The 23,168-nt window shown below is 59.7% G+C and carries 18 protein-coding genes; 4 read left to right on the top strand and 14 right to left on the bottom strand.

The window, feature by feature from the left end:
- Positions 1-111: 111 nt before the first annotated feature.
- Positions 112-1,308, bottom strand: a complete 1,197-nt coding sequence (locus tag IB254_RS10750) for an AAA family ATPase (RefSeq protein ID WP_192417262.1) — start codon at positions 1,306-1,308, stop codon at positions 112-114.
- Positions 1,309-1,420: 112 nt separating this feature from the next.
- Between IB254_RS10750 and IB254_RS10745 the strand changes: the two genes are divergently transcribed.
- Genes IB254_RS10745 through IB254_RS10735 form a run of 3 tightly spaced genes read left to right on the top strand, consistent with a single transcriptional unit; the run spans position 1,421 to position 6,638 of the window.
- Positions 1,421-2,524, top strand: a complete 1,104-nt coding sequence (locus tag IB254_RS10745; RefSeq protein ID WP_192417261.1) for an efflux RND transporter periplasmic adaptor subunit — start codon at positions 1,421-1,423, stop codon at positions 2,522-2,524.
- Positions 2,521-3,588, top strand: coding sequence for an efflux RND transporter periplasmic adaptor subunit (locus IB254_RS10740; RefSeq protein ID WP_192417260.1), 1,068 nt, complete (start codon positions 2,521-2,523; stop codon positions 3,586-3,588). Before IB254_RS10745 ends, IB254_RS10740 begins: the two co-directional genes overlap by 4 nt.
- Positions 3,585-6,638, top strand: a complete 3,054-nt coding sequence (locus IB254_RS10735; protein WP_192417259.1) for an efflux RND transporter permease subunit — start codon at positions 3,585-3,587, stop codon at positions 6,636-6,638. Before IB254_RS10740 ends, IB254_RS10735 begins: the two co-directional genes overlap by 4 nt.
- A 136-nt stretch (positions 6,639-6,774) precedes the next feature.
- Here IB254_RS10735 and IB254_RS10730 read toward each other — a convergent pair whose 3' ends face one another.
- Both IB254_RS10730 and IB254_RS10725 read right to left on the bottom strand, forming a co-directional pair.
- The gene (locus tag IB254_RS10730; protein ID WP_192417258.1) at positions 6,775-7,401 is read right to left on the bottom strand and encodes a class I SAM-dependent methyltransferase; all 627 of its coding nucleotides are present in this window, start codon (positions 7,399-7,401) and stop codon (positions 6,775-6,777) included.
- A gap of 186 nt (positions 7,402-7,587) precedes the next feature.
- Positions 7,588-7,953 carry a DUF6124 family protein gene (locus IB254_RS10725; RefSeq protein WP_192417257.1) on the bottom strand — a complete coding sequence of 122 codons (366 nt, stop codon included), beginning with the start codon at positions 7,951-7,953 and terminating at the stop codon, positions 7,588-7,590.
- A gap of 509 nt (positions 7,954-8,462) precedes the next feature.
- Here IB254_RS10725 and IB254_RS10720 point away from each other — a divergent pair.
- Complete coding sequence (locus IB254_RS10720; RefSeq protein ID WP_192417256.1) at positions 8,463-11,252, top strand: RHS repeat protein; 2,790 nt, start codon at positions 8,463-8,465, stop codon at positions 11,250-11,252.
- A gap of 74 nt (positions 11,253-11,326) precedes the next feature.
- Here IB254_RS10720 and IB254_RS10715 read toward each other — a convergent pair whose 3' ends face one another.
- From IB254_RS10715 to IB254_RS10665, 11 genes are all read right to left on the bottom strand, one after another.
- On the bottom strand, positions 11,327-11,971 hold the full coding sequence (locus IB254_RS10715) for a methionine ABC transporter permease (RefSeq protein WP_192226712.1): 645 nt from the start codon (positions 11,969-11,971) through the stop codon (positions 11,327-11,329).
- A complete protein-coding gene (locus IB254_RS10710) occupies positions 11,961-13,082 on the bottom strand; it encodes a methionine ABC transporter ATP-binding protein (RefSeq protein ID WP_192417255.1) in 1,122 nt (373 codons plus the stop codon). Before IB254_RS10710 ends, IB254_RS10715 begins: the two co-directional genes overlap by 11 nt.
- Positions 13,083-13,084: 2 nt before the next feature.
- Positions 13,085-13,894 (bottom strand): MetQ/NlpA family ABC transporter substrate-binding protein, encoded by an 810-nt coding sequence (locus IB254_RS10705; RefSeq protein WP_192417254.1) that lies wholly within the window; start codon positions 13,892-13,894, stop codon positions 13,085-13,087.
- Positions 13,895-14,013: 119 nt separating this feature from the next.
- Positions 14,014-15,372: an LLM class flavin-dependent oxidoreductase gene (locus IB254_RS10700; protein ID WP_192417253.1), complete on the bottom strand. Its 1,359-nt coding sequence runs from the start codon at positions 15,370-15,372 to the stop codon at positions 14,014-14,016.
- On the bottom strand, positions 15,372-16,565 hold the full coding sequence (locus IB254_RS10695; protein ID WP_192417252.1) for an SfnB family sulfur acquisition oxidoreductase: 1,194 nt from the start codon (positions 16,563-16,565) through the stop codon (positions 15,372-15,374). The genes IB254_RS10700 and IB254_RS10695 overlap by 1 nt, the downstream gene beginning before the upstream one ends.
- A 23-nt stretch (positions 16,566-16,588) precedes the next feature.
- A complete protein-coding gene (locus tag IB254_RS10690) occupies positions 16,589-17,830 on the bottom strand; it encodes an SfnB family sulfur acquisition oxidoreductase (RefSeq protein ID WP_192417251.1) in 1,242 nt (413 codons plus the stop codon).
- A gap of 389 nt (positions 17,831-18,219) precedes the next feature.
- Positions 18,220-18,984: a hypothetical protein gene (locus IB254_RS10685; RefSeq protein WP_192417250.1), complete on the bottom strand. Its 765-nt coding sequence runs from the start codon at positions 18,982-18,984 to the stop codon at positions 18,220-18,222.
- A gap of 476 nt (positions 18,985-19,460) precedes the next feature.
- Entirely contained in the window at positions 19,461-20,216 is a 756-nt protein-coding gene (gene tcyN / locus IB254_RS10680; RefSeq protein WP_192226725.1) for an L-cystine ABC transporter ATP-binding protein TcyN, read from the bottom strand.
- Positions 20,217-20,220: 4 nt separating this feature from the next.
- The gene (gene tcyL, locus IB254_RS10675; RefSeq protein WP_008032482.1) at positions 20,221-20,886 is read right to left on the bottom strand and encodes a cystine ABC transporter permease; all 666 of its coding nucleotides are present in this window, start codon (positions 20,884-20,886) and stop codon (positions 20,221-20,223) included.
- On the bottom strand, positions 20,886-21,686 hold the full coding sequence (gene tcyJ, locus IB254_RS10670) for a cystine ABC transporter substrate-binding protein (protein ID WP_008040169.1): 801 nt from the start codon (positions 21,684-21,686) through the stop codon (positions 20,886-20,888). Before tcyJ ends, tcyL begins: the two co-directional genes overlap by 1 nt.
- 327 nt (positions 21,687-22,013) lie before the next feature.
- A complete protein-coding gene (locus tag IB254_RS10665; protein ID WP_192417249.1) occupies positions 22,014-23,006 on the bottom strand; it encodes a D-cysteine desulfhydrase in 993 nt (330 codons plus the stop codon).
- Positions 23,007-23,168: the final 162 nt, after the last annotated feature.

Genomic DNA, 23,168 nt, shown 5'->3' with positions numbered 1-23,168 from the left:
AGTTTTTGCAGCGGTCTTTCGACCGCTATCGCCAGCAAGCCGGCTCCTACAAGTGGATCACCGCGATCCTGTAGGAGCCGGCTTGCTGGCGATTGGTTTCAGCGGCGCCGCTCAATCCGGCCAATGCCACGCCGGCTCATCCAGCATCCGCTGCCCGACAATCCCGGTCTGGCCCAGGTTTTTCTCCAGTACGATGCAATTGCACTCGGGATCCTCCTGCAACGCCGAAATCAACCGCCGGGCATGGGACACCACCCACACCTGACACTGCTCTGACGCACGGATAATCAAGCGCGCCAACGCCGGCAACAGGTCCGGGTGCAGGCTGGTTTCCGGCTCGTTCAGCACCATCAGCGTCGGGGGGCGCGGTGTCAGCAGCGCCGCCACCAACAGCAAGTAGCGCAACGTCCCATCGGACAACTCCGCCGCCGACAACGGCCGCAATAACCCTTCCTGATAAAACTCGATGGCAAACCGGCCGCCCGCCAGCGGCTCGATATGCAGACGCGCACCGGGAAATGCATCGCTGATGGCGTTGCGCAAAGCTTCGGGGTCGCCAATTTCGATAATGGTCTGCAACGCCGCCGCCAGGTCTCTGCCGTCGTGGTGCAGCACCGGGGTGCGGGTGCCCAGTTGTGGCTGACGCACCGGCGCGTCGGCGTCGCTGCGAAAGTGATCGTAGAAGCGCCAGCGACGGATGAACTCACGCATCTCCAGCACCTCTGGCGAGGTCCGCAAGCTGCCTACCTGATCGAACAGGCTGTCGAACGTCGGCGTGTGCTGAGCCAGCACGTCCCAGCTGCGGTTGGCTCGGGTGCGGATCATCGGGCCGTCGCGATCCACCAGCAGGCTCGCCGGACGATAATGCGCCCCGGCCCACAGGCATTCACGCTTGATTTGCGGATCGAGGCTGAACCGTGACGCAATGGGGGTGCTGTGCCCGGGCAACATGAAATGACCGTTGGAATCGGGCAACCCCAGGCTGATCGAATAACCGAAGTCGTCCCCGGCAAACCCCAGGCGCAAGCGTTTGACGCCGTGGCGAACGGTCGCCTCGATCGGCACTTCGCCGTTGCGCATACGCCGGGTGATGGCTTCAGGTCCCGCCCAGAAGGTCGAATCCAGGCCTCCTTCGCGGGCCAACGCATTGACCACGCCGCCCTGAGCGGTTTCCGCCAGCAGGCGCAACGCGCGGTAAAGGTTGGATTTGCCACTGCCGTTCGGCCCGGTGATCAGGTTCAGACGACCCAGTGGAATCACCAGTTTATTGATCGAGCGGTAATTGGCCACCGCTAGGGTTTTGAGCATGGGAAGCTTCCTTACTGCTATGAGTGCAGCAAACCTGTGCACCTGTTGAACCCTGTTCTAAGCTCACAGTCGTATCGCCATTGGCACGTTCGTACGACGCAAAGGAGTCTGCATGGCTGGTCCCGGATTGAAAAGAGTGGTTGGCCTGAGTCTTCTTGTCCTGCTGGGGGCCTGCGGGGAAAAACCCCAGGTCGAAAAGGATCGTCCGCGGGTATTCGTGCAAGTCGTCAACGCCGCGGATTACGCCGCGTCCGTGACCCTCACCGGTGATGTTCAGGCGCGCGTCCAGACAGAGCTGTCGTTCCGTGTCGGCGGCAAGATCATCCAGCGTTCGGTCGATGTCGGTGACCGGGTGTCGGCCAAGCAAGTGCTCGCCAGGCTCGACCCCAAAGACCTGCAAACCAATGTCGACTCGGCCCAGGCGCAGGTCGTCGCCGAGCAGGCGCGGGTCAAACAGGCCGCCGCCGCCTTCGTCCGCCAGCAAAAACTCCTGCCCAAGGGCTACACCAGTCAAAGCGAGTTCGACTCTGCCCAGGCCGCATTGCGCAGCAGCCAGAGCGCGCTGACGGCTGCCCAGGCGCAACTGGCCAACGCCCGCGAGCAACTGAGTTACACCGCGCTGATCGCCGACGCGCCGGGAGTGATCACTGCCCGGCAGGCCGAAGTCGGCCAGGTGGTGCAGGCCACGATGCCGATTTTCAGCCTGGCGCGCGACGGTGAGCGCGACGCGGTGTTCAACGTCTACGAGTCGCTGCTGACAGAGGACCCTGAGGGCAAAACAATTGTGGTGAGCTTGCTCGAAAACCCGGCCATCAAGACCACGGGCACGGTTCGGGAAGTCACCCCGGCCGTTTCCGCGCAGACCGGTACGGTGCAGGTCAAGGTCACCCTCAACGGTCTGCCGGAAGGCATGCAGCTTGGCTCGGTGATCAGCGGCACGGCGAAGACGCCGAGCAAATCCGCAATCGAACTGCCATGGTCGGCGCTGACCAAAAACCTCAGCGAATCGGCCGTGTGGCTGGTAGATGACGAGGGCAAGGCGCAATTGCATACGGTGACGGTGAGTCGTTACCTGACCGGCAAAGTCATCATCAGCGATGGCCTTAAGGGCGGCGAAAAAGTCGTCATTGCCGGCGGTCAGTTGCTGCACCCCGGCGTCAAAGTGGAAATCGCCGAAAACACCTACAAGGATTTAGCTGCGGGAGCCCAGCCATGAAGCGCGTGTTGCTGGTGTTTACCGGAATGCTGCTGGTGGCCTGCTCGAAAGAAGAACCGCCGCCAGAGCCGGTGCGTCCGGTGCTGTCGATCAAGGTCCAGGCGCTGGGCGAGGAGAGTCTCGGCCGCTTTGCCGGCAGCATTCAGGCCCGATACGAAACCAATGTCGGCTTCCGCGTACCGGGGCGCATTGCCAGTCGCAACGTCGATGTCGGCGCCGAGGTCGAGAAGGGCGCCTTGCTCGCGACCCTCGATCCCACCGATCAGCAAAACCAGCTGCGCTCGGCTCAGGGCGATCTGGCGAAGGTCCAGGCACAACTGATCAACGCCCAGGCCAACGCCCGGCGTCAGCAGGAGCTGTTCGATCGCGGGGTCGGTGCGCAGGCGCAACTGGACATCGCCCAGACCGATCTGAAAACCACTCAGGCCTCCCTCGATCAAGCGAAGGCGGCGGTCGATCAGGCCAAGGACCAACTCGATTATGTCGAGTTGCGCACCGACCACAAAGCCATCGTCACCGCGTGGAACGCCGAAGCCGGGCAAGTGGTGACCGCTGGCCAGCAAGTGGTGACCCTGGCGCAGCCGGACATCAAGGAAGCGGTGATTGACCTGCCCGACACGCTGGTCGATCAGTTGCCAGCGGACGTGGTGTTTCAGGTCGCCGTGCAACTGGAACCGAGCATCACCACCACCGCCATCGTCCGCGAAATCGAACCCCAGGCCCAGAGCGCCACCCGCACCCGGCGTGCCCGCCTGACCCTGACCGACACACCGCCGGGGTTTCGCCTGGGCACGGCAATCAGCGTCACCCTCAGCTCCGCGATCAAACCGCGTATCGAACTGCCTCTGACCGCGCTGCAAGAAGTCGATGGCAAATCGCGGATCTGGGTCATCGACCCGCAGACCCAAACCGTTTCCCCGCGTGACATCAGCCTGATCAGCCGCACCGATTCCACCATGGTCCTGGCCAGCGGCGTGAAGTCCGGCGAGCGTGTCGTGAGTGCCGGTGTGAACAGCCTGAAGCCTGGGCAGAAAGTGAAAATCGATGAGGACAGCCCACAATGAAAGGGAGTTTCAACTTATCCGAATGGGCCCTCAAGCATCAGTCGTTTGTCTGGTATTTGATGTTCATCGCGCTGCTGATGGGCGTGTTCTCGTACATGAACCTCGGCCGCGAGGAGGACCCCTCGTTCACCATCAAGACCATGGTCATCCAGTCCAGCTGGCCGGGTGCGACCCAGGAAGAAACCCTCAAGCAGGTCACCGACCGCATCGAGAAAAAGCTCGAAGAACTCGACTCCCTCGACTATGTGAAAAGCTATACACGGCCCGGTGAGTCCACGGTCTTCGTGAACCTGCGCGACACCACCAGCGCCAAGGACATCCCGGAAATCTGGTACCAGGTGCGCAAGAAGATCAACGACATTCGCGGCCAGTTCCCCAAGGGCTTGCAAGGGCCTGGGTTCAACGACGAATTCGGTGATGTGTTCGGTTCGGTGTACGCCTTCACCGCTGACGGCTTGTCGATGCGCCAGTTGCGCGATTACGTCGAGCAGGTCCGCGCCGAGATTCGTGAGGTGCCGGGGCTGGGCAAGGTCGAGATGGTCGGCGAGCAGGACGAGGTGCTCTACCTGAACTTCTCAACCCGCAAACTGGCGGCGCTGGGCATTGATCAGCGTCAGGTCGTGGAAAGCCTGCAATCGCAAAACGCCGTGACGCCGGCCGGGGTCATTGAAGCCGGCCCCGAGCGGATTTCCATTCGCACCACCGGGCAGTTCGCTTCCGAGAAAGACCTGGAAAACGTCAACCTGCGGCTCAACGATCGCTTCTATCGCCTGGCCGACATTGCCGACATCAGTCGGGGTTATGTCGACCCGGCAACCCCGGAGTTTCGCTACAACGGCCATCCGGCCATCGGCCTGGCCATTGCCATGAAGAAGGGCGGCAACATTCAGGATTTCGGCAAGGCGTTGCACCAGCGCATGACCGACCTGACCGCCGATTTGCCGGTGGGCGTCGGTGTGTACAACGTTTCCGACCAGGCCGCCGTGGTGGAAAAGGCCGTTGGCGGCTTCACCAGCGCGCTGTTCGAAGCGGTGGTGATCGTGCTGGTGGTCAGCTTCGTCAGCCTCGGCGTGCGCGCCGGGTTAGTGGTGGCGTGCTCGATTCCGCTGGTACTGGCGATGGTCTTCGTCTTCATGGAATACAGCGGCATCACCATGCAGCGGATTTCCCTCGGCGCGCTGATCATCGCCCTCGGCCTGCTGGTGGACGACGCGATGATCACGGTCGAGATGATGGTCACCCGACTGGAGATGGGCGAAAACAAGGAGCAGGCAGCCACGTTCGCCTACACCTCGACTGCGTTCCCGATGCTCACCGGTACGCTGGTGACGGTGGCCGGTTTTGTACCGATCGGCCTGAACGCCAGTTCGGCGGGTGAGTACACCTTCACGCTGTTCGCGGTGATTGCCGTGGCGATGCTGGTGTCGTGGGTTGTTGCGGTGTTGTTCGCGCCGGTGATCGGCGTACACATCCTCAGCGCCAACGTGAAACCTCACGACGCAGAGCCTGGTCGCATCGGTCGTGCCTTCAATTACGGCATGCTCTGGTCCATGCGTAATCGCTGGTGGGCCATCGGCATCACCATTGCCTTGTTCGTGGCATCGGTGTTTTCCATGCAGTTTGTGCAGAACCAGTTCTTCCCGTCCTCGGACCGGCCGGAAATTCTCGTCGACCTGAACCTGCCGCAAAACGCTTCGATTGCCGAAACCCGCAAAGCCGTGGACAAGCTCGAAGCGACGCTCAAGGACGACCCGGACATCGTGCGCTGGAGCACCTACATCGGCGAAGGCGCGATCCGTTTCTACCTGCCGCTCGACCAGCAATTGCAAAACCCGTACTACGCGCAATTGGTCATCGTCAGCAAAGGCCTGGAATCGCGAGAAGCCCTGAGTCAGCGTTTGCGCGAGCGCTTGCGCAAGGATTTTGTCGGCATCGGCAGTTATGTGCAGGCGCTGGAAATGGGCCCGCCTGTCGGGCGGCCGATCCAGTACCGGGTCAGCGGCAAGGACATCGACCAGGTGCGCAAACACGCCATCGCCCTGGCCACCGAACTGGACAAGAACTCGCACATCGGCGAGATCATTTACGACTGGAACGAGCCGGGCAAAGTCCTGCGCATCGACATCGCACAGGACAAGGTGCGGCAACTGGGATTGTCGTCGGAAGACGTGGCCAACCTGATGAACAGCATCGTCGTCGGTGCGCCGGTGACGCAGGTTGATGACGATATCTACCTGATCAACGTCGTGGGCCGCGCGGTGGATGCGGAGCGCGGTACGCCGGAAACGTTGCAGAACCTGCAGATCGTCACGCCCAGCGGCACTTCGATCCCGCTGCTGGCTTTCGCCACCGTGCGTTATGAACTGGAGCAGCCGTTGGTGTGGCGTCGCGACCGCAAGCCGACCATCACCATCAAGGCTGCGGTGCGCGACGAGATTCAGCCGACCGATCTGGTCAAGCAACTGAAACCGGAGATCGACAAATTCGCCGCCGCTTTGCCGGTGGGCTACAAGGTCGCCACGGGCGGTACGGTTGAGGAAAGCGGCAAGGCCCAGGGGCCGATTGCCAAGGTGGTGCCGTTGATGCTGTTCCTGATGGCGACCTTCCTGATGATCCAGCTGCACAGTGTGCAGAAGTTGTTCCTGGTGGCGAGCGTCGCACCGCTCGGCCTGATCGGCGTGGTGCTGGCGCTGATTCCCACCGGCACGCCGATGGGCTTCGTGGCGATCCTGGGGATTCTGGCGCTGATCGGCATCATCATCCGCAACTCGGTCATTCTCGTGACGCAGATCGACGCCCTGGAGAAAGAGGGGCTGTCACCGTGGGATGCGGTGGCGCAAGCCACGGAACACCGTCGCCGGCCGATTCTGCTGACGGCTGCGGCGGCGAGCCTGGGGATGATCCCGATTGCCCGGGAAGTGTTCTGGGGGCCGATGGCCTACGCGATGATCGGCGGCATCATCATCGCGACGTTGCTGACGCTGCTGTTTTTGCCGGCGCTGTATGTGGCCTGGTACAAGATTCGCGAGCCGAAAAAAGAGGTCCAGTAAAAGCAGAGCGCTTCGCGCTCTAATCGCGAGCAGGCTCGCTCCCACAGTGGAACGAGTCGCTCTGGCAGACCCGGTTCCCTGTGGGAGCGAGCCTGCTCGCGATGGCTTTAGCTCAGCCACCGCAGGTCTGGGAGCCTTATACCCTACGCCAGACACTCGCCAACCAAGGCTGCTGCTCCCGTGGCAGCCCCGCCGGTCGGTAGTAATGCTCCAACTCCACAAACCCCGCCGCGGTCAGCAAATCCTGCCACGCCTGAAGATCGTGATAAGCCCCATACCGCGGCCCATTCCACCCCTCCTGATTCTCACCACGCGGATTGGAACTGAACAACACCCCACCCGGCTTCAACGCACCGCGCAATTCCTTCAACACCCGTGGCAATTCCTGACGCGGAATGTGAAACAGCACCGCGTTGGCAAAAATTCCGTCAAAGCGTTCAGCCGGCAAATCAAGCTTCAAAAAATCCTGCTGCCACACCTCGCATCCACTGTCTTCACGCGCCATTTGCGCAAACTTTTCCGAACCGTCGAGGCCGACAGCGGTGTGGCCCATGCGCGTGAACGTCTGCAAATCCCGACCCGGCCCGCAGCCAAAGTCGAGGATGTCGAAGGGCGCCTCACCCTGAATATGCCGCAGCAGTGCATCAATGTTCTGGCTGACATCGTGATCACGCGTCCCTTCGCGAAAACCTTCGGCCACCGAGTTGTAATGACCGAGGGTGGTGGAGGTGATTTTCTCAAGATCGTCTGGGGTTTGTTTCATGGCGGGCTGCGCAGGCAATTGGGATTCGCCGAATATACGCCATCAGGTCTGGGGCTGCTGCGCAGCCATTCGCGGGCAAGTCGGATCGCCGCACCGCTCGCTCCTACAGAGGACCACATTTCCCTGTAGGAGCGAGCGGTGCGGCGATCCGACTTGCCCGCGAATGGCGATTTAACTGTCGACCGATTATTCAGGCCGGTTTCCGCTGTGCTTCATCCCCAGACATTCAATGGACCGGTCAACCATCGCCTTGGCAATTTCCAGCAAATGCCAAATAGAGAACACCATGGCCCTGTCGGCACCTTTCAGTTGATCGCCACACCGATAAGCGGTGACCGAGGCGCAGCGCAGTAGGTCGGCGACATAGAGTTGCGTGTCTTCGAAGTTCACGTCCTGGCTGACGTTGTAGAAGCGCAGTTCGTCCGGTGCGCCGGTATGTTCGCGGGTGAGGTAAAAATCGATTGCGTGGTAAAGCGCTGAACGACCTTTAAGCGGATCGTCGTTGTCTTTGCTTGAGGTTTCGGGAGGTGGATCGGGGACTGGTTTTTTCACTTGTGTTGCTCCTATTGATGCATGGGAGCCGCCACTTTTCGCCTACTAAAACGATGGGTGGCGGCTGCGCGCAGGTTAGTAGACCGGTCAATAGGCAAACCGGCGCACCCAAAGGTGCCCCACGCACAGCCACCATATTCAGCATCCGGCAAATTGCCAGACATGATCATGAACACGCTATGCACCTATCGATCCGGGCTACTAATCCCGATCACTGATGAGCAGTGACGGACCGAGACTAGCCAGCGGATTTGCCAGGCGCAAGCGTGCGGAATCATCTAGGAAACGTCCTGCAAATGAAAGGGATTGGCCTTGTAGGAGTGCTGATTTCTCTGTGGGAAAACTTCCCGATTTGTAGTGAATTTCCTACCGCTAACCTTGATTCAGCGCTTGTTCATCCCCCCGTCCCCCCAACACTCTCGGTGCGGCTACCTGTTACTTCTTACAGTATCGGCCCGGCCAAAAAAGGCTCAGTCTTACCTTGATACGAGCGAAGGAACGTCAAGACCGTGAATGCTCACCCACACACGCCGACCCTGTCGGTCATGGACCCGCGAGCGTTGGCAATTCGCGGCGTGGGCTACTGTCGGCATCCGGACAATCCAGACGTTGATGCACGCATCACCCGGCAGGTTTTCGATGAGGCGGGGCGTTTGGTCGAGTCGTGGGATCCCCGTTTCTGGGCGTCTGCGCAGAAGCCGAATCTGGCGACGATCCATGGGTTGAGTGGCCAGTCGTTGCTGACGGACAGCGTCGATGCCGGCTGGCAACTGAGCCTGTTGAATCAGGCCGGCTCGCTGTGTTCGTTCCGGGACGCCAGAGGTAGTCAGCGTCACATCGTCTATGACGATCAGCAACGTCCGATAGCCGTCACTGAGCAGCCCGACAAAGCACTACCGCGCGTAGTCGAGCGATTGACCTACGGCGGCTCTGCCCCGGCATTCGCTGTGCATAACCAATGCGCAAAGCTGATCCGCCATGACAACCCGGCCAGTACCCGCTTCGTCACCGACTACGGTTTGGCCGGTTCGCAATTGAGTGAAAACCAATGCTTCCTGATCGACCTTGAACCACCGGACTGGCCAGGCGAGTTCGAGGCTCGGGACGCGATGCTGGAAGATCAGTCGTTCGTCACGCGGCACGTCTTCTCTCCCACGGGCGAGATTCAGCGCCAGACCGATGCCATGGGCAATGACCGAACCTTTGTCTACGACGTGGCAGGCAAGCTGAGTGAAACCTGGCTGCTGATGGCCGGAGAGGGCAGACAACCACAACAGCTGGTCAGCGACATCCGCTACAACGCCCACGACCAGATCGAAAGCGAAACGGCCGGCAATGGCATTCAAACGCGAGCCGAGTACGACGCCGAGAACGGTCGTTTAATACGGTTGGTGGCGGCAGTCGGGAATGAAGATCCCGTTCAGGACCTGAATTACACCTACGATCCGTTGGGCAACATCACCGAGCTGGAAGACAAGGCCCAATCCGTTACCTGGTTCAATAACCAGCGCATCGAGCCAATCAACCACTACCGCTACGACAGCCTGTCTCAACTGGTCGAAGCCAAAGGCTGGGAAGTCGCCAACCCCAGCCACGGACCGGCTCTGCCGGATTTACTGCCAACACCGCTGGACCCCAATCAGCGGCGCAATTACACCCAGCGCTTCGAGTACGACGCGGCGGGCAATCTGATCACTCGCCACCATAGCGGCGCGCCGGGTTTCTCGCTGTTTACCTCCGCGCGCAGCAACCGAAGCCTGGCGCAGCGGGACGATGGTTCCCTGCCGGGGGAATCCGACATCGAGTCAGGCTTCGATGCCTGCGGCAATCAGCTGGAGTTGCAGCGCGGCCAAGCGATGACGTGGGACATCCGCAACCAGTTGAGCCGGGTGACTCTGGTCAAGCGCGGCGATGAACCCGACGATTACGAAGGCTACGTCTACGACCGGCCCGGCCATCGGCTGCGCAAGGTGCATGTCAGCCAGACCAGTGGCCGCACAGGGCGTACTGAAGTTCGTTACCTGCCCAACCTGGAAATCCACCGCCAGTCCGATGGCGAAGAGCGCCATGTCATCAACGTTGAAGCCGGTCGTTGCAGTGTTCGGGCCTTGCACTGGCCCGAAGGAGCGCATGCCGATCAACTGCGTTACAGCCTCTGTGACCACCTCGGTTCCAGCACGTTGGAGCTGGATCACGAAGCCGGCGTGCTGACCCAGGAACACTATTACGCCTTCGGTGGCACTGCATGCTGGGCGGGTAAAAGTGCCTTGGTTGCGAAGTACAAAACGATTCGCTATTCCGGCAATGAGCGGGATGCGACAGGGCTCTATTACTACGGATTCCGGTATTACGCGCCGTGGTTGCAGTGTTGGATGTGCCCAGATCCGGCAGGAGACAAGGATGGACTGAATCGCTATGCGATGGTGAAGAACATCCCGATTAATTTCTACGACTGGCAAGGCACGTTATCGATTCCAGTCGATATTTTTATCGCCGATATCGTCAACCCAAGCAGTAAAACCATTTATAGCGGATGGTTCGAGGAGCTGATGTGGGATCAAGAGAAAAACACGTTCATGAGATCCGACGCGGTTTATACCCGAGGAATGGAAGTGATCAAGGGGGCGGATCCCGAGTGGGAGCCTTCTTCGAGCTGGCAGGCCATTGCTGCATTTCGTGATCAGCACGGCAAGCTGCGTCTGTTTGCCAATATGTATTTTCAGCACATGGGCATCCAGCCCGGGATGGGCCTTCCAGTTTTCGCCGGACGGTTGAAAGCCGACGAACACGACTCATCAAAATTCATCTTCGACAATCATTCCGGCCACTACAAACCTGAATCCTCAATTGACGTTGAGGCGATGATTCGCGAGATTGCTCCGCAGCAACAGTCAGTGAGCTATGCCCCGATTCCCGAGAGCTCGTCGTTTGATTCAACACTTCGAATCAATTCCATTGACTCGCCCGAAACGTATGCGCGCCTGGTGAACACGTACAAGCGAGATTTCAATGGCTTGATCACGTACCTGAAAGAACAAGGTGTCTGGGAAGCCGCCAAAGCGAATTTTGGCGAAAGTGAAGGCCTGAACATCATTTTCAAGATGGAGGCTAAAGGGATGACTGCCCAGCAGATCTACAATGAAGAATCTATGTTGAGACTTGCCAAACCAGCGCCTGAACCCGTGCAACCGTCCATTGGCACCAGCGGAGTCACGCCTCCAATCGTTCTGGAGAAAACCAGAAAAACTTCATTTTTCCGATCTCTTGGTCACGGTTTTAAAAAGCTGTATGCGAAGTGAAATCGAGTCCTTTATTGCTTGAACGGGCGGGGGAAGGCGTTTGCGAGACGTTCCCCCCAGGTCCTCTATTTTCTTCAGCGCTTATTCAACCCCCGAGCCAACCGATCCCCACCCAATTGAATCACCGCCACCAACACCACCAGCAACACAATCACCGTCAACATGATCTGGCTATCAAACCGCTGATACCCATACCGATACGCGATGTCCCCCAACCCACCCGCACCAATCGCCCCGGCCATGGCCGACGAGTTGATCATGGTCACCAAGGTGATCGTGAAACCACCGACAATCCCCGGCAACGCTTCAGGCAACAGCACATGCCAAACGATGTGCCAACGCCGGCATCCCATCGCTTGCGCGGCCTCGATCAAGCCGTAATCCACTTCCCGCAAACTGACTTCGGCGATACGCGCAAAGAACGGCGTGGCCGCAATCGTCAGCGGCACCACGGCCGCCCAGACACCATAAGTGGTGCCGACGATCAACCGCGTGAACGGAATCAACGCCACCATCAAAATCAAAAACGGAATCGAGCGGAACAGGTTCACGAACGCGCCCAAGGCGCGGTTCAGCGCCGGTGCTTCGTAGATGCCGCCCTTGGAGCTGGTGACCAGGATCACCGCCAGCGGAATCCCCGCCAGCAGCGCAATCAGTGACGACACGCCAACCATCAAAAACGTGTCGATGAAGCCTTGCAGCAACCGATCAAACCACATAACCCAGCACCTCCACCTGTTGTGCCCAGTTGCCGGCGCGTTGACGCAGTTCTTCCGCGCCCAGCGGCGAACCGGTCACCGCCAGCAGCAATTGCCCCAGCGCATGGCCCTGAATCCGTTCCACGCCACCTTGCAACAAGCGCACGCGACCGCCGAGGGCGGCGAACAGCGCGGCCAGATCCGGTTCGTCGGTGGCGCTGCCGGTGAATTGCAAACGCAGGACCACGGCGGCGTCGGACGACTGTGGTTGCGCCTGGAGACGACTTTGCAGCTCCTGCGGCAACGCGTGTTGCAACGGCGCGAGCAAGGTTTTGCTGACCTCATGCTGCGGGTTGCCGAAGACTTCCCACACCGGGCCTTGCTCAACGATGCGGCCATGCTCCAACACCACGACGCGGTCGCAGATGTCGCGGATCACCGCCATCTCGTGAGTGATCAGCACGATGGTCAGGCCCAGGCGCTGATTGATCTCGCGCAGCAGGCCGAGGATCGATTGCGTGGTCTCCGGGTCCAGCGCCGAAGTGGCTTCGTCGCACAACAGAATCTCCGGGTCGTGCACCAGTGCGCGAGCGATGCCGACGCGCTGTTTCTGCCCGCCGGAAAGCTGCGCCGGGTAAGCCTTGTGCTTCTCTTGCAGGCCGACCAGTTCCAGCAGTTCACGAACTTTCTGCTCGCGTTTTTCCTTGGGCACGCCGGCGACTTTCAGTGGCAACTCGACATTCTGCCAAACCGTCTTGGCCGACATCAGGTTGAAGTGCTGGAAGATCATGCCGATGCGCCGACGCAGCGCCACCAGGCGGTCTTCATCGAACTCGCCGATGTCCACCTGGTCGATCAACACACGCCCGGTGCTGGGTTGTTCGAGGCGGTTGATGGTGCGGATCAGCGACGACTTGCCGGCGCCGCTGCGGCCGATGATGCCGAACACTTCACCGCGCTGGATCGCCAGGTCGATGCCGTGCAACGCCGCCACCGGACCTTGCTGGCCGTTGTAGGTTTTGCCCAGGCCGATGAAGCGCACGTGAGCACGATTCAGGTCCGGGTGCAGTTCGGTCTGTTCGGCTTTTTGAGGCTCTGGAATATCCAGTCGCCGTTGGATCGCGGCCGTCATTCTCAGCTTTCCCAACCGGCTTGATAGAGTTTGCCGTGGGCCTTATCCAACGCTGCGCGAACGGCTGGCGAATGCTGGTAGATGTCGACGAATTTGATCAGGCGCGGGTCGGCTTTGTTTTTCGGCTGGATCACGAACTGGATCACGTATTCCTTGTGATCGAGACCGTCGAACAGCAGCGCGGAACCGGCATCGAAGGTCTTCGCCAGACGGATGTAGGCCGGGTAGCCCTGCACCAGATCGGCGTCGTCATAGGCGCGCACCAGTTGCACCGCTTCGACTTGCAGGATTTTGATTTTCTTCGGGTTGGCGATGATGTCTTCTTCGGTGGCCTTGTAGCCGACGCCCGGCTTGAGTGTGATCAGGCCGGCCTTGGCCAGCAGTTGCAGGCCGCGACCGCTGTTGATCGGGTCGTTGGCGATGGCGACGCTGGCGCCTTCCGGCAGTTCGTCGAAGCTTTTGTATTTCTTCGAGTAGAGGCCGACGTTGTTGATGATGCCCGGTGCGAACGGCACCAGGTCAAAACCGGCGGCGGCCTTGGCGTTTTCCAGGAACGGCACGTGCTGGAAGTAGTTCACGTCGATGTCGCCGGCGGCGAGGCTGACGTTGGGCGCGATCCAGTCGGTGAACTCGACGAGTTCGACTTTCAGGCCTTGTTTGTTGGCTTCTGCGACGGCGGCTTCCAGCGGGATGGCGAAGGCGGCGGTGGTGCCGACTTTCAGCGGCGCGTCGGCGGCGAAGGTGATCGAGCTGAAGAGGCCGAGGGCCAGGGCCAGTGCTTTGACTGGGTGAGAGAGATAGTGCTTTTTCATGATGAGTTTTCCAGTCAGTGCATTAAATGTGTGGTGTTGGTGCGGGCCTCATCGCCAGCAAGCCGGCTCCTACAGGGGAATGCGGTGTCCTTGTAGGAGCCGGCTTGCTGGCGAAGCTTTTAACGGCGAAACGCGGAGCCGGTGTGTTGCTCAGGCAAGTGCGCCTCTGCGTGAAACAGCTTCTCCCGCAGGCTGCCATCGTCATAAGCGGTCTTGTACGACCCACGCCGCTGCAACTCGGGAATCACCAGTTCGATGAAATCCACATAGCTTTCCGGCGTGACGATCCGCGTCAGGTTGAAGCCATCCAGCCCGGTCTCGGCGATCCACGATTCCAGCTCATCGGCCACTTGCTCCGGCGAGCCCACCACCGTGATGTAGCGGCCACCGAGGGCGTGTTGTTCGAGCAATTTGCGCCGGGTCCAGTCGTTGTTTTGCAGGTTTTTGGTAGCCGATTGAATCGCGTTGCTCTTCACGTACTGGATCGGTTCGTCGATGGCGTACTCGGAAAAATCGATGCCGGTCGATGCCGAGAAATGCGCCACGCCAGCCTCGGCGCTGGCGTAGCTCAAGTACTCGGCGTGCTTGGCCCAGGCGAGTTCTTCGGTGGCGCCGACGATCACATTCAGCCCCATGAACACCTTGATGTCCTCAGGATTGCGCCCGGCTTCAACGGCGCTGGCGCGCACCTTGTCCACCTGAACCCTGGTCGACGGTTTGTTCTGGCCGCTGATGAACACACACTCGGCATGGCGCCCGGCGAACAGCAAACCGCGATCCGAACTGCCGGCCTGGAACAGCACCGGCGTGCGTTGCGGCGAAGGTTCGCAGAGGTGATAACCCTCGATCTGATAGAACTCGCCCTTGTGTTCGACCTTGTGCACTTTGTCTGGCTGCGCGTAGATCCGTTGCTGCGGATCGTTGAGCACCGCATCGTTTTCCCAACTGCCTTCCCAGAGTTTGTAGAGCACTTCGAGGTATTCATCGGCCTGGTCGTAACGACGGTCGTGCTCGACTTGTTCGCTCAGGCCCATGGCTTTGGCGGCGCTGTCGAGGTAACCGGTGACGATGTTCCAGCCGACCCGACCGCGACTCAGGTGATCGAGGGTCGACATGCGTCGGGCGAACAGGTACGGCGGTTCGTACGTCAGGTTGGCGGTCAGGCCGAAACCGAGGTTTTTCGTCACGGCCGCCATCGCCGAGACCAGCAGCAGCGGGTCGTTGACCGGCAACTGGATCGATTCTTTCAGCGGTACGTCCACCGAGTTCTGGTAGACGTCGTACACGCCGACGATGTCGGCGATGAACAAGCCGTCGAACAAACCGCGCTCCAGCAACTGCGCCAGTTCGGTCCAATACTCGATGGTTTTGTATTGGGTGGAGGTGTCCCGTGGGTGCGTCCACAAGCCATGATTGATGTGCCCGATGCAGTTCATGTTGAACGCGTTGAGCAGGATCTTCTTTTTCTCACCGGCCATCAGATGGTCCCTCGCAACGGAGGGTTTTCATCGTTGAGGTAGTAGTTGCCCACGGCGTGATACTTCCAGCGCACCGGGTCGTGCAGCGTGTGCACCCGAGCGTTGCGCCAGTGGCGATCCAGTCCGTGTTCGATCAGGGTCGCCTGGCTGCCGGCCAGTTCAAACAGCGTGCTGCCAGCAGCAAGGGAGATTTCGGTACTGATGGCGCGGGCTTCGGCGACGGCAATCGACGCGGCGGCAACGGTCTGTGCGTTCGTGTCAGCTTGAGCCTTGTCGAGGAATTCGCCGGAGCGTTCCAGCAGGGCTTCGGCGGCGTGCAGACGAATGCTCAGGTGGCCGAAGCTCTTGATGGTCAGCGGGTCGTCGATGGCTTTTTCGTGTGTGGCGTCGATCCATGGACGGGTTTTGGTCCGCACAAAATGCAGCGCGTCTTCATAGGCAGCGCGGGCGATGCCGGTGTCGATGGCGGCGTGAAGAATCTGCGCCAACGGGCCGACCGGGGTCGGGCGTTCGAAGGCGCTTTGAAACGGGATCACGTCTTCGGCGGCCACAAAGACGTCTTCGAACACCACCGAACCGCTGCCGGTGGTGCGCTGGCCGAAACCGCTCCAGTCGTCGATGACTGTCAGGCCTTTGCTGTCGCGTGGTACGAATGCGAGTTGCTGCACGCCGTTTTCATCCACCACCGAGGTCGGGATGCGTTGCGCGTAGATTGCGCCCGTTGCGTAAAACTTGCGGCCGTTGATGCGATAGCCGTCACCGTCGCGGGTCAGGCTGGTGACGCGATCGTGTGCGGTTTTGGTGCCGAGTTCGGCAAGTGCATTGCCGAAACGCTGGCCGGCAAGCACTTCTGCATAGAGACGTTTTTTCTGCTCGGTGCTGCCGTTCACGCGCAGCACTTCGAGGGCGTAAAAATGGTTCTGCGGAATTTGCCCGAGGGAGCCGTCAGCCTGGGCGATCAAGGCGATTACCTTGGCCAGCGTGACGTTGGAAACCCCGGCGCCGCCGTACTCTTTTGGCACGCTGATGCCCCACAGGCCCGAGCGGGAAAACACTTCCAGTTCCGGGTGCGGCAAACGGCGTTCACGGTCGCGCAGGGCGCTGTCGCGTTTGAAATCTTCCGCCAGGTCACTGGCGACGATCAGGGCTTGCTCATCGCTGGTTATGACCGCGACGTGGTGAGAAATTGTCATGTGTTTCTCCAGGTGTCTGGTCGTTAAATCCAGGAGTGGCGAGCGGGGAGCGTGCCGTTGAGGTGATAGGCGCCGACGGCGTGATACTTCCAGCGCACCGGATCGTGCAGCGTGTGCACGCGGGCGTTGCGCCAGTGGCGGTCGAGGTTGAATTCGGCGAGGGTGGCGCGGCTGCCGGCCAGTTCGAAGAGCTTTTCGCTGGCCTGCAGCGAGATCTCGGTGGTCAGTACCTTGGCTTCGGCCACGGCAATCGAGGCGCGGGCGGCGGACTCGGCGGTGAGCGGCGCGGCGTTGACCTGATCGAGTACCTGCCCGGCTTTGCGCAGCAGCGCTTCAGCGGCGTGCAGTTCGATTTTCAGTTTGCCGATGTCGGCGATCACATAAAGATCATCGCTGGCGCGTTCGACCTTGGCGTCGATCCATGGGCGGGCACGGGTTTTCACGAACTCGATGGCGTCGTCGATGGCGCCGCGAGCGATGCCGGCGTCGATGGCCGCTTGAATCAACTGCGAGACGGCGCCCTGGATGTTCGGCTTGTCGTTGATCTTCCAGTTGTCCACCACCAGCTCGGCGTCGACCCGCACGTTGTTGAGCAAAATGGTGCCGCTGGCGGTAGTGCGCTGGCCGAAACCGGACCAGTCATCAACGATTCGCAAACCCGGTGTGCCGCGACGGACGAAGGCCAGCACTTGCTTGCCGTCGTCATTCAGCGCCTTGACCGCTACCCAGTGGGCGAAGAGGGCGCCGGTGGAGTAGAACTTCTGCCCGCTGATGACAAATCCGTCGCCGTCGGCGGTGATCCGTGCCTTGAGTTCCAGAGTGTTCCTGGTGCCGCGTTCCGGCCCGGCATTGCCGATGCGCCAACCTTCGAGCACGCTTTTGAACAGTTGTTTTTTCTGCGCTTCGGTAGCGCTGCCGAGCACCAGGTTAAGAATGCCGAACTGGTTCTGCGGGATCTGTCCCAGTGCCGGATCGGCTGCGGAAATGATCGCAAAAACATCGGCCAGGGTGACGAACGAAACCTGCGGGCCGCCGTATTCGCGCGGGATGGCAATGCTGCCCAGGCCGCTGCGGGTGAACTGTTCGATTTCCGACCACGGCAGTTTGCGCTGACGGTCGCGTTTAGCCGCTTGTTGGCGGGCGACCTGCGCCAGCTCATGGGCGGCCTTGATTGCTTGTGCGTCGTTGCGCAACACCTGCGCGGGCAACAACAACGGGGCGATGTCCAGATCACTCTGGACGATTGCATCTGCCAGACTGGACATCAGTGCCGCTCCTTGGCTGCTGCACGCAATGCCCTGGCGATCTGCACTGGGGTGATTGTGTTCCGGACCATACCTACCTCACATCTCATGGAACGCCGCGATGGATGCGGCGAAGTAAAAACAAGAATGTCCGGTGGTCCGGTTTATATACCCTAAGCGTGTATAAAAATTAAATAAACTAACTTTTAGGAATATGGATAGAAGTGTGTCGTGAGCAACTGTACGCAGGGCAACACTTTGTTCTTGTAGCAACAGAAACACCCTGCGGTGGGCTTTTGTAGGAGCGAACGGTGCGGCGATCCGACTTGCTCGCGAAGGCGTCAGTTCTGACACGACGCGTTATCGTTTTTCGCGAGCAAGCTTCGCTCCTACAGGGGATGGTATGGATCTCAATTTTTTCGGGATTCTGCAGCCATAAGCACTTCCCTCTGCGGGATTTTGAGATACGGATTGGCACACCCAATCTTCAACGTACGCGCCGGCGCCCAGCGAGAGTTATTACCCACGCGGTCGAGGATGCAGTAGGTCACTTCCAGCCGCAGGTCTTCGCCGGCTTCAAGAATGATCGCCGGCGGCACCCAGACCTGAATCGGCTGGCCCACATCGCCAGCCTTGAGCCGTGGCAGGTCCATGCGCACATCGCCCCAGCGCAGGGTGATTTCATCGTCGATGGCCATGTTCAGGTACGGCTCGATGGTCAAGGGAACGCCGCGCTTGATCTGGTTCGGGTTGACGCCCTGACGCCGGATGGTTTCGGGAATGCTCACCGGCGCCAGGCTCTGGATTTCATCGCCGTACAGGGCAGAGGGTTGGCCTCCCGGGCAGTCGAGCTTGACCTGTACGCGGGTTGTCGGTGACAGCGCTGGCCCATGGCCGACCTGCATCAGCCGGTAGTGAATGCGAGAGGAGCCGTTGGCGATGAAGCTTTGCGGCACGCGCAGGCTGACGGATTTGCCGACGTCCAGGGTGTTCAGCACCCTGGAGGCCACGTAGCAGTTGTCCCAGAACAGTTCGATCAAGTCGCCTTCGTCCATGCCGGGATAAGGCGCGACGGCGATCAGCAGGTGAGAAGCCGAGGTGATGTTGATGCCGCTCCGATGGGATTGCTCCACGGTCGGTGCCGCAAGTTCGGGTTTTTTCGAAGTATGTTTCATGGGTTTCTCCTTGAAGTCTTGCAGCGAAGTCCGTTTCTGAAAGAACTGATTGGCCGAGCCACAAACGGCTCATTACTTGCGTATGAACAATGACTGAACGTGATGAGTTCGTTTGCCGGAGACTAGATAAGAGTGTGCTGGAATAAGTGTCAATAGAGTTGGTTAGTTAAGTAACGAATCTTTCGTTATTCAGAAAGCTCCTACGCTTTCAGGTCCGGAAGCCCCATCGACTTGTCGAACATACCCACCGAATCAGCGGTTTTTTGAGGTGGGAGGCGCCGGTTGTTCGTATGGCAGTGCGCAAGTGTTTTGTGGATTTTAGGCGAGGATAATCTATCGCAGGACATATATATGTACCGCACGCGATTATTGAAAGAGGGGTAAATTGTAAGAGTGGTTTTAGTAGCAGTTGAAGGGGAGTATGAAGTTTCGATGTAACTTCCATCCGTGGAAATTTATATCGCTGTCATGGCGGCTCAGTGTTGAGCGTTGTTCAGGAACTTGCTGAGAAACTGTTTTGTCCGTTCTTCTTTCGGATGGGCAAACAATTCTTTGGCTTCGCCTTGCTCGACGATCACACCCTTGTCGAAAAACACCACGCGGTTGGCCACGTCGCGGGCAAAGCCCATTTCGTGGGTCACGATGACCATGGTGCGCTTCTCCTCGGCGAGGCTGCGGATGGTCGCCAGCACTTCCCCCACCAGCTCCGGATCGAGTGCCGAGGTGGGTTCGTCGAACAGAATCACTTCCGGTTCCATCGCCAGCGCACGGGCAATCGCCACACGCTGTTGCTGTCCACCGGAAAGGCGTCGCGGGTACGCGTCTTCCTTGCCTGCCAGGCCAACCCTGGCCAGCAGCTTTTTACCCAGGGCAACGGCTTCGGCGTGCGCGATCTTCTTGACGATGATCGGGCCTTCGATGACGTTTTCCAGGGCGGTGCGATGCGGGAACAGGTTGAAGTTCTGGAACACGAAGCCGACGTGCTGACGCAAGCGCCGCACCAGGCCCTGCTGCTGGTTCAACGGGCGGCTGCCATCGATCTCGATGTCACCGACCTTGATCCGGCCGCTGGAGGGTTCTTCGAGAAAATTCAGGCAACGCAGGAACGTGGTTTTCCCCGAGCCGCTCGGCCCGATGATTGCCACCACCTCGCCTTCCTTCACTTCCAGATCAATGCCGTTAAGCACTACTTGACCCTTGAACTGCTTTGTCAGTTTTTCCACGACAATCATGGGGTCAGGACTCCTGGTCGTGCCGATTGACCCGCTCTTCCAACTTGTTCTGCAGGTGCGAGAGCACCGTGGCCAGAACCCAGTAGATCAGTGCGGCGGCAAGATACATGGTGAAAATTTCGAAAGTCCGGGCGGTAATCAGCTGCGCCTGACGGAACAGTTCCGGCACCTGAATGGTGGCGGCCAGCGCCGTGTCCTTGACCAGCGAGATGAAGCTGTTGCCCAGCGGCGGCAATGCCGTGCGCATCGCTTGCGGCAGGATGGCCCGGCGCAATGTCTGCGCGCGGGTCATGCCGATACTCGCGGCGGCTTCCCACTGGCCACGCTCGATGGAGCTGATCGCGGCACGCAGGATTTCGCAGGCGTACGCGGCCATGTTCAGCGAGAAGCCGATCAGGGCCGCCGGCAGCGGATCAAGTTCGATACCCAGTTGCGGCAAGCCGTAATAGATCACGAACAGTTGCACCAGCAACGGCGTGCCGCGAAAGAACGACACGTAGATGCGGGCCAGCCAGCTCACCAGTTTGAAGCGCGACAGGCGCATCAACGCCAGGCCGAACCCCATCACCAGGCCGAAAAACATCCCGCCCAGGCTGAGGATTACCGTGTAGTACGCGCCCTTCAGCAGGAAGGGCGCGGAGTCCAGCGCAAGTTGGAAAGCCTCTCCCATTATTTGGTGACGTCAGCGCTGAAGTATTTTTCCGAAAGCTTTTTCAGCGTACCGTCGGCACGCAGCTTGTCGATGGCCTTGTTCACTGCTGCCAGCAGTTCAGGCTCGCCTTTGCGCAGAGCAATGCCGGCTTCCTGACGGGAGAACGCTTCGCCGGCGGCGGAAGTGTCTTTGGCCTTCTTGGCGTATTCCAGTGCGGCGAGGCGGTCGATCAGGATGGCGTCGGTGCGGCCGTTACGCAGGTCTGCGAACTTGCTCGGATCATCTTCGTAGGTGCGCACGTCAGCGGTCGGCACGTTGGCTTTAACCCACTGCTCGTAGTTGGTGCCCAGGCCTACGCCGACTTTCTTGCCAGCCAGGTCGGCGGCAGACTTGATGTTCAGCTCGGCAGCCTTTTTGGTCAGCACCAGCGCCTGAATCCCGGAAACGGTGTACGGCTCGGAGAAGTCATACTTCTTCTTGCGTTCTTCGGAGATGGTCACCTGGTTGACCACTGCGTCCAGACGCTTGGATTCCAGCGCCGCGAGGATGCCGTCCCATTTGGTCGGTTGCAGTTTGACCTTCACGCCCAGCTCTTTGGCCAGGGCTTCGGAGAACTCGACTTCGAAGCCGGTCAGTTTGCCGTCGGCGTCAACGAAGCTGAACGGTGGGTAAGTGCCTTCCAGGCCGACGTTGATCACGCCAGCGTCCTTGATTTTTTGCAGTTGCTCACCGGCAACCGCTTGCCCCAGCAGACCGGCGCTCAGCGCCAGGCCCAGCGAACCCACCAGCAGATTTCGACGTAGTGCGGAAAAATTCATGACAAGCCCCTGTGATTTCTTATGAAGACGCTTTTAGGAATGTTGGCAAAATCGGGATTTGGACGACTGCGATATCCTGCCCTAAAGCAGCGTATGCGTCTCGCTGCAAATTCGCCTGCGGCGTGACTATATGATGGTGCTTATAGATAGGAAAATAATAAATATTGCGTTTGTTATTCTTTAAAGGAATATGTGTCAGGTAGACCGCTATCGCCAGCAAGCCGGCTCCTACAGGGTTTGTGTCGGACTATAAATTTCTTAACGACACGAACTTGTAGGAGCCGGCTTGCTGCGGGCGGCGTTCCGACGATAGAGCGCGCAGCGCTCTCAGAACGCCGAATGGTAGGCAAACAACGCCGGCGCCCCACCGGTGTGCAGGAAAATGATCGGTCCTTCATCAAAACGCTGACGCCCAATCCCGTCCAGCAATCCCGCCATCGCCTTGCCGGTATACACCGGGTCCAGCAACAAGCCTTCCTGGCTCGCAACCAGTTTTACCGCCGACAACGTCCCGGCATTCGGCTCGCCATAGCGCGGGCCGAAATATTCGTCCCACAACTCAACCTTGAAACTTGTCGGCAGGCTGACGCCCAACAGCGCTGCGGTGCGCTCGGCGAGGCCTTGAACCTTCGGCCGCTGATCTTCTTCGCTGCGCGAAACCGTCACGCCAATCACTGGCAAATCCGGCAGTGCTTCGCTCAACGCGAGCGCCAGGCCGCTGTGGGTCCCGGCGCTGCCCGATGCCAACACGACGGCGGCGAAGGTCAGGCCGGTGTCCTTGATCTGTTCGGCCAATTCCAGCCCGGCGCGCACATAACCCAGAGCGCCCAACGCATTGGAGCCACCAATCGGCACCAGATACGGCTTTTTGCCGTTGCTGCGCAGGCGTGCGGCCAATGCTTCCAGTTGCTCATCGGCGTTGTCGAGGTTGTCCACCAACTCGACCTTGGCATCGAACAGGTCAAGCAGCAGCCGATTGCCGTTGCCGACATAGTTGGCGTCTTCGGTACCCAAAGGATTTTCCAGCAACGCTACGCATCCCAGGCCCAGTTTGGCGGCGAGGGCGGCGGTCTGGCGCACGTGGTTGGATTGCAGCGCGCCGGCGGTGATCAGCGTGTCTGCGCCCTGGGCCAGCGCATCGGCTCCCAGGTATTCGAGTTTGCGCAGCTTGTTGCCGCCCATCGCCAGCGGCGTCAGGTCATCGCGTTTGACGTACACGTCGCGGCCCAGCCAGGCTGACAGGCGTTCGAGTTTTTCCAGAGGGGTCGGGTGGCCGAGCAGATCGAGGCGGTCAAAACGGGCGAGCTGTTGTTTGATCATGGGTCCGTACTGGCGGTGGGAGATGTCAGGACTATAGGCACGCCCAAATGCATGGGCAACCGGCAAGACTACTTATAGCCAAAAGTGCTGAGCACAGCACAATCAGTTCTTAATTCGGTTTCCAGACCTTGCCGTAAAGTAATCGCCGTCAGTGCGGCCAGA

Source organism: Pseudomonas sp. PDM03, assembly GCF_014852385.1.
Taxonomy (GTDB): Bacteria; Pseudomonadota; Gammaproteobacteria; order Pseudomonadales; family Pseudomonadaceae; genus Aquipseudomonas; species Aquipseudomonas migulae.
The sequence above is the reverse complement of the archived record's forward strand: the minus strand, read 5'-3'. Positions and strand labels throughout refer to the sequence as shown.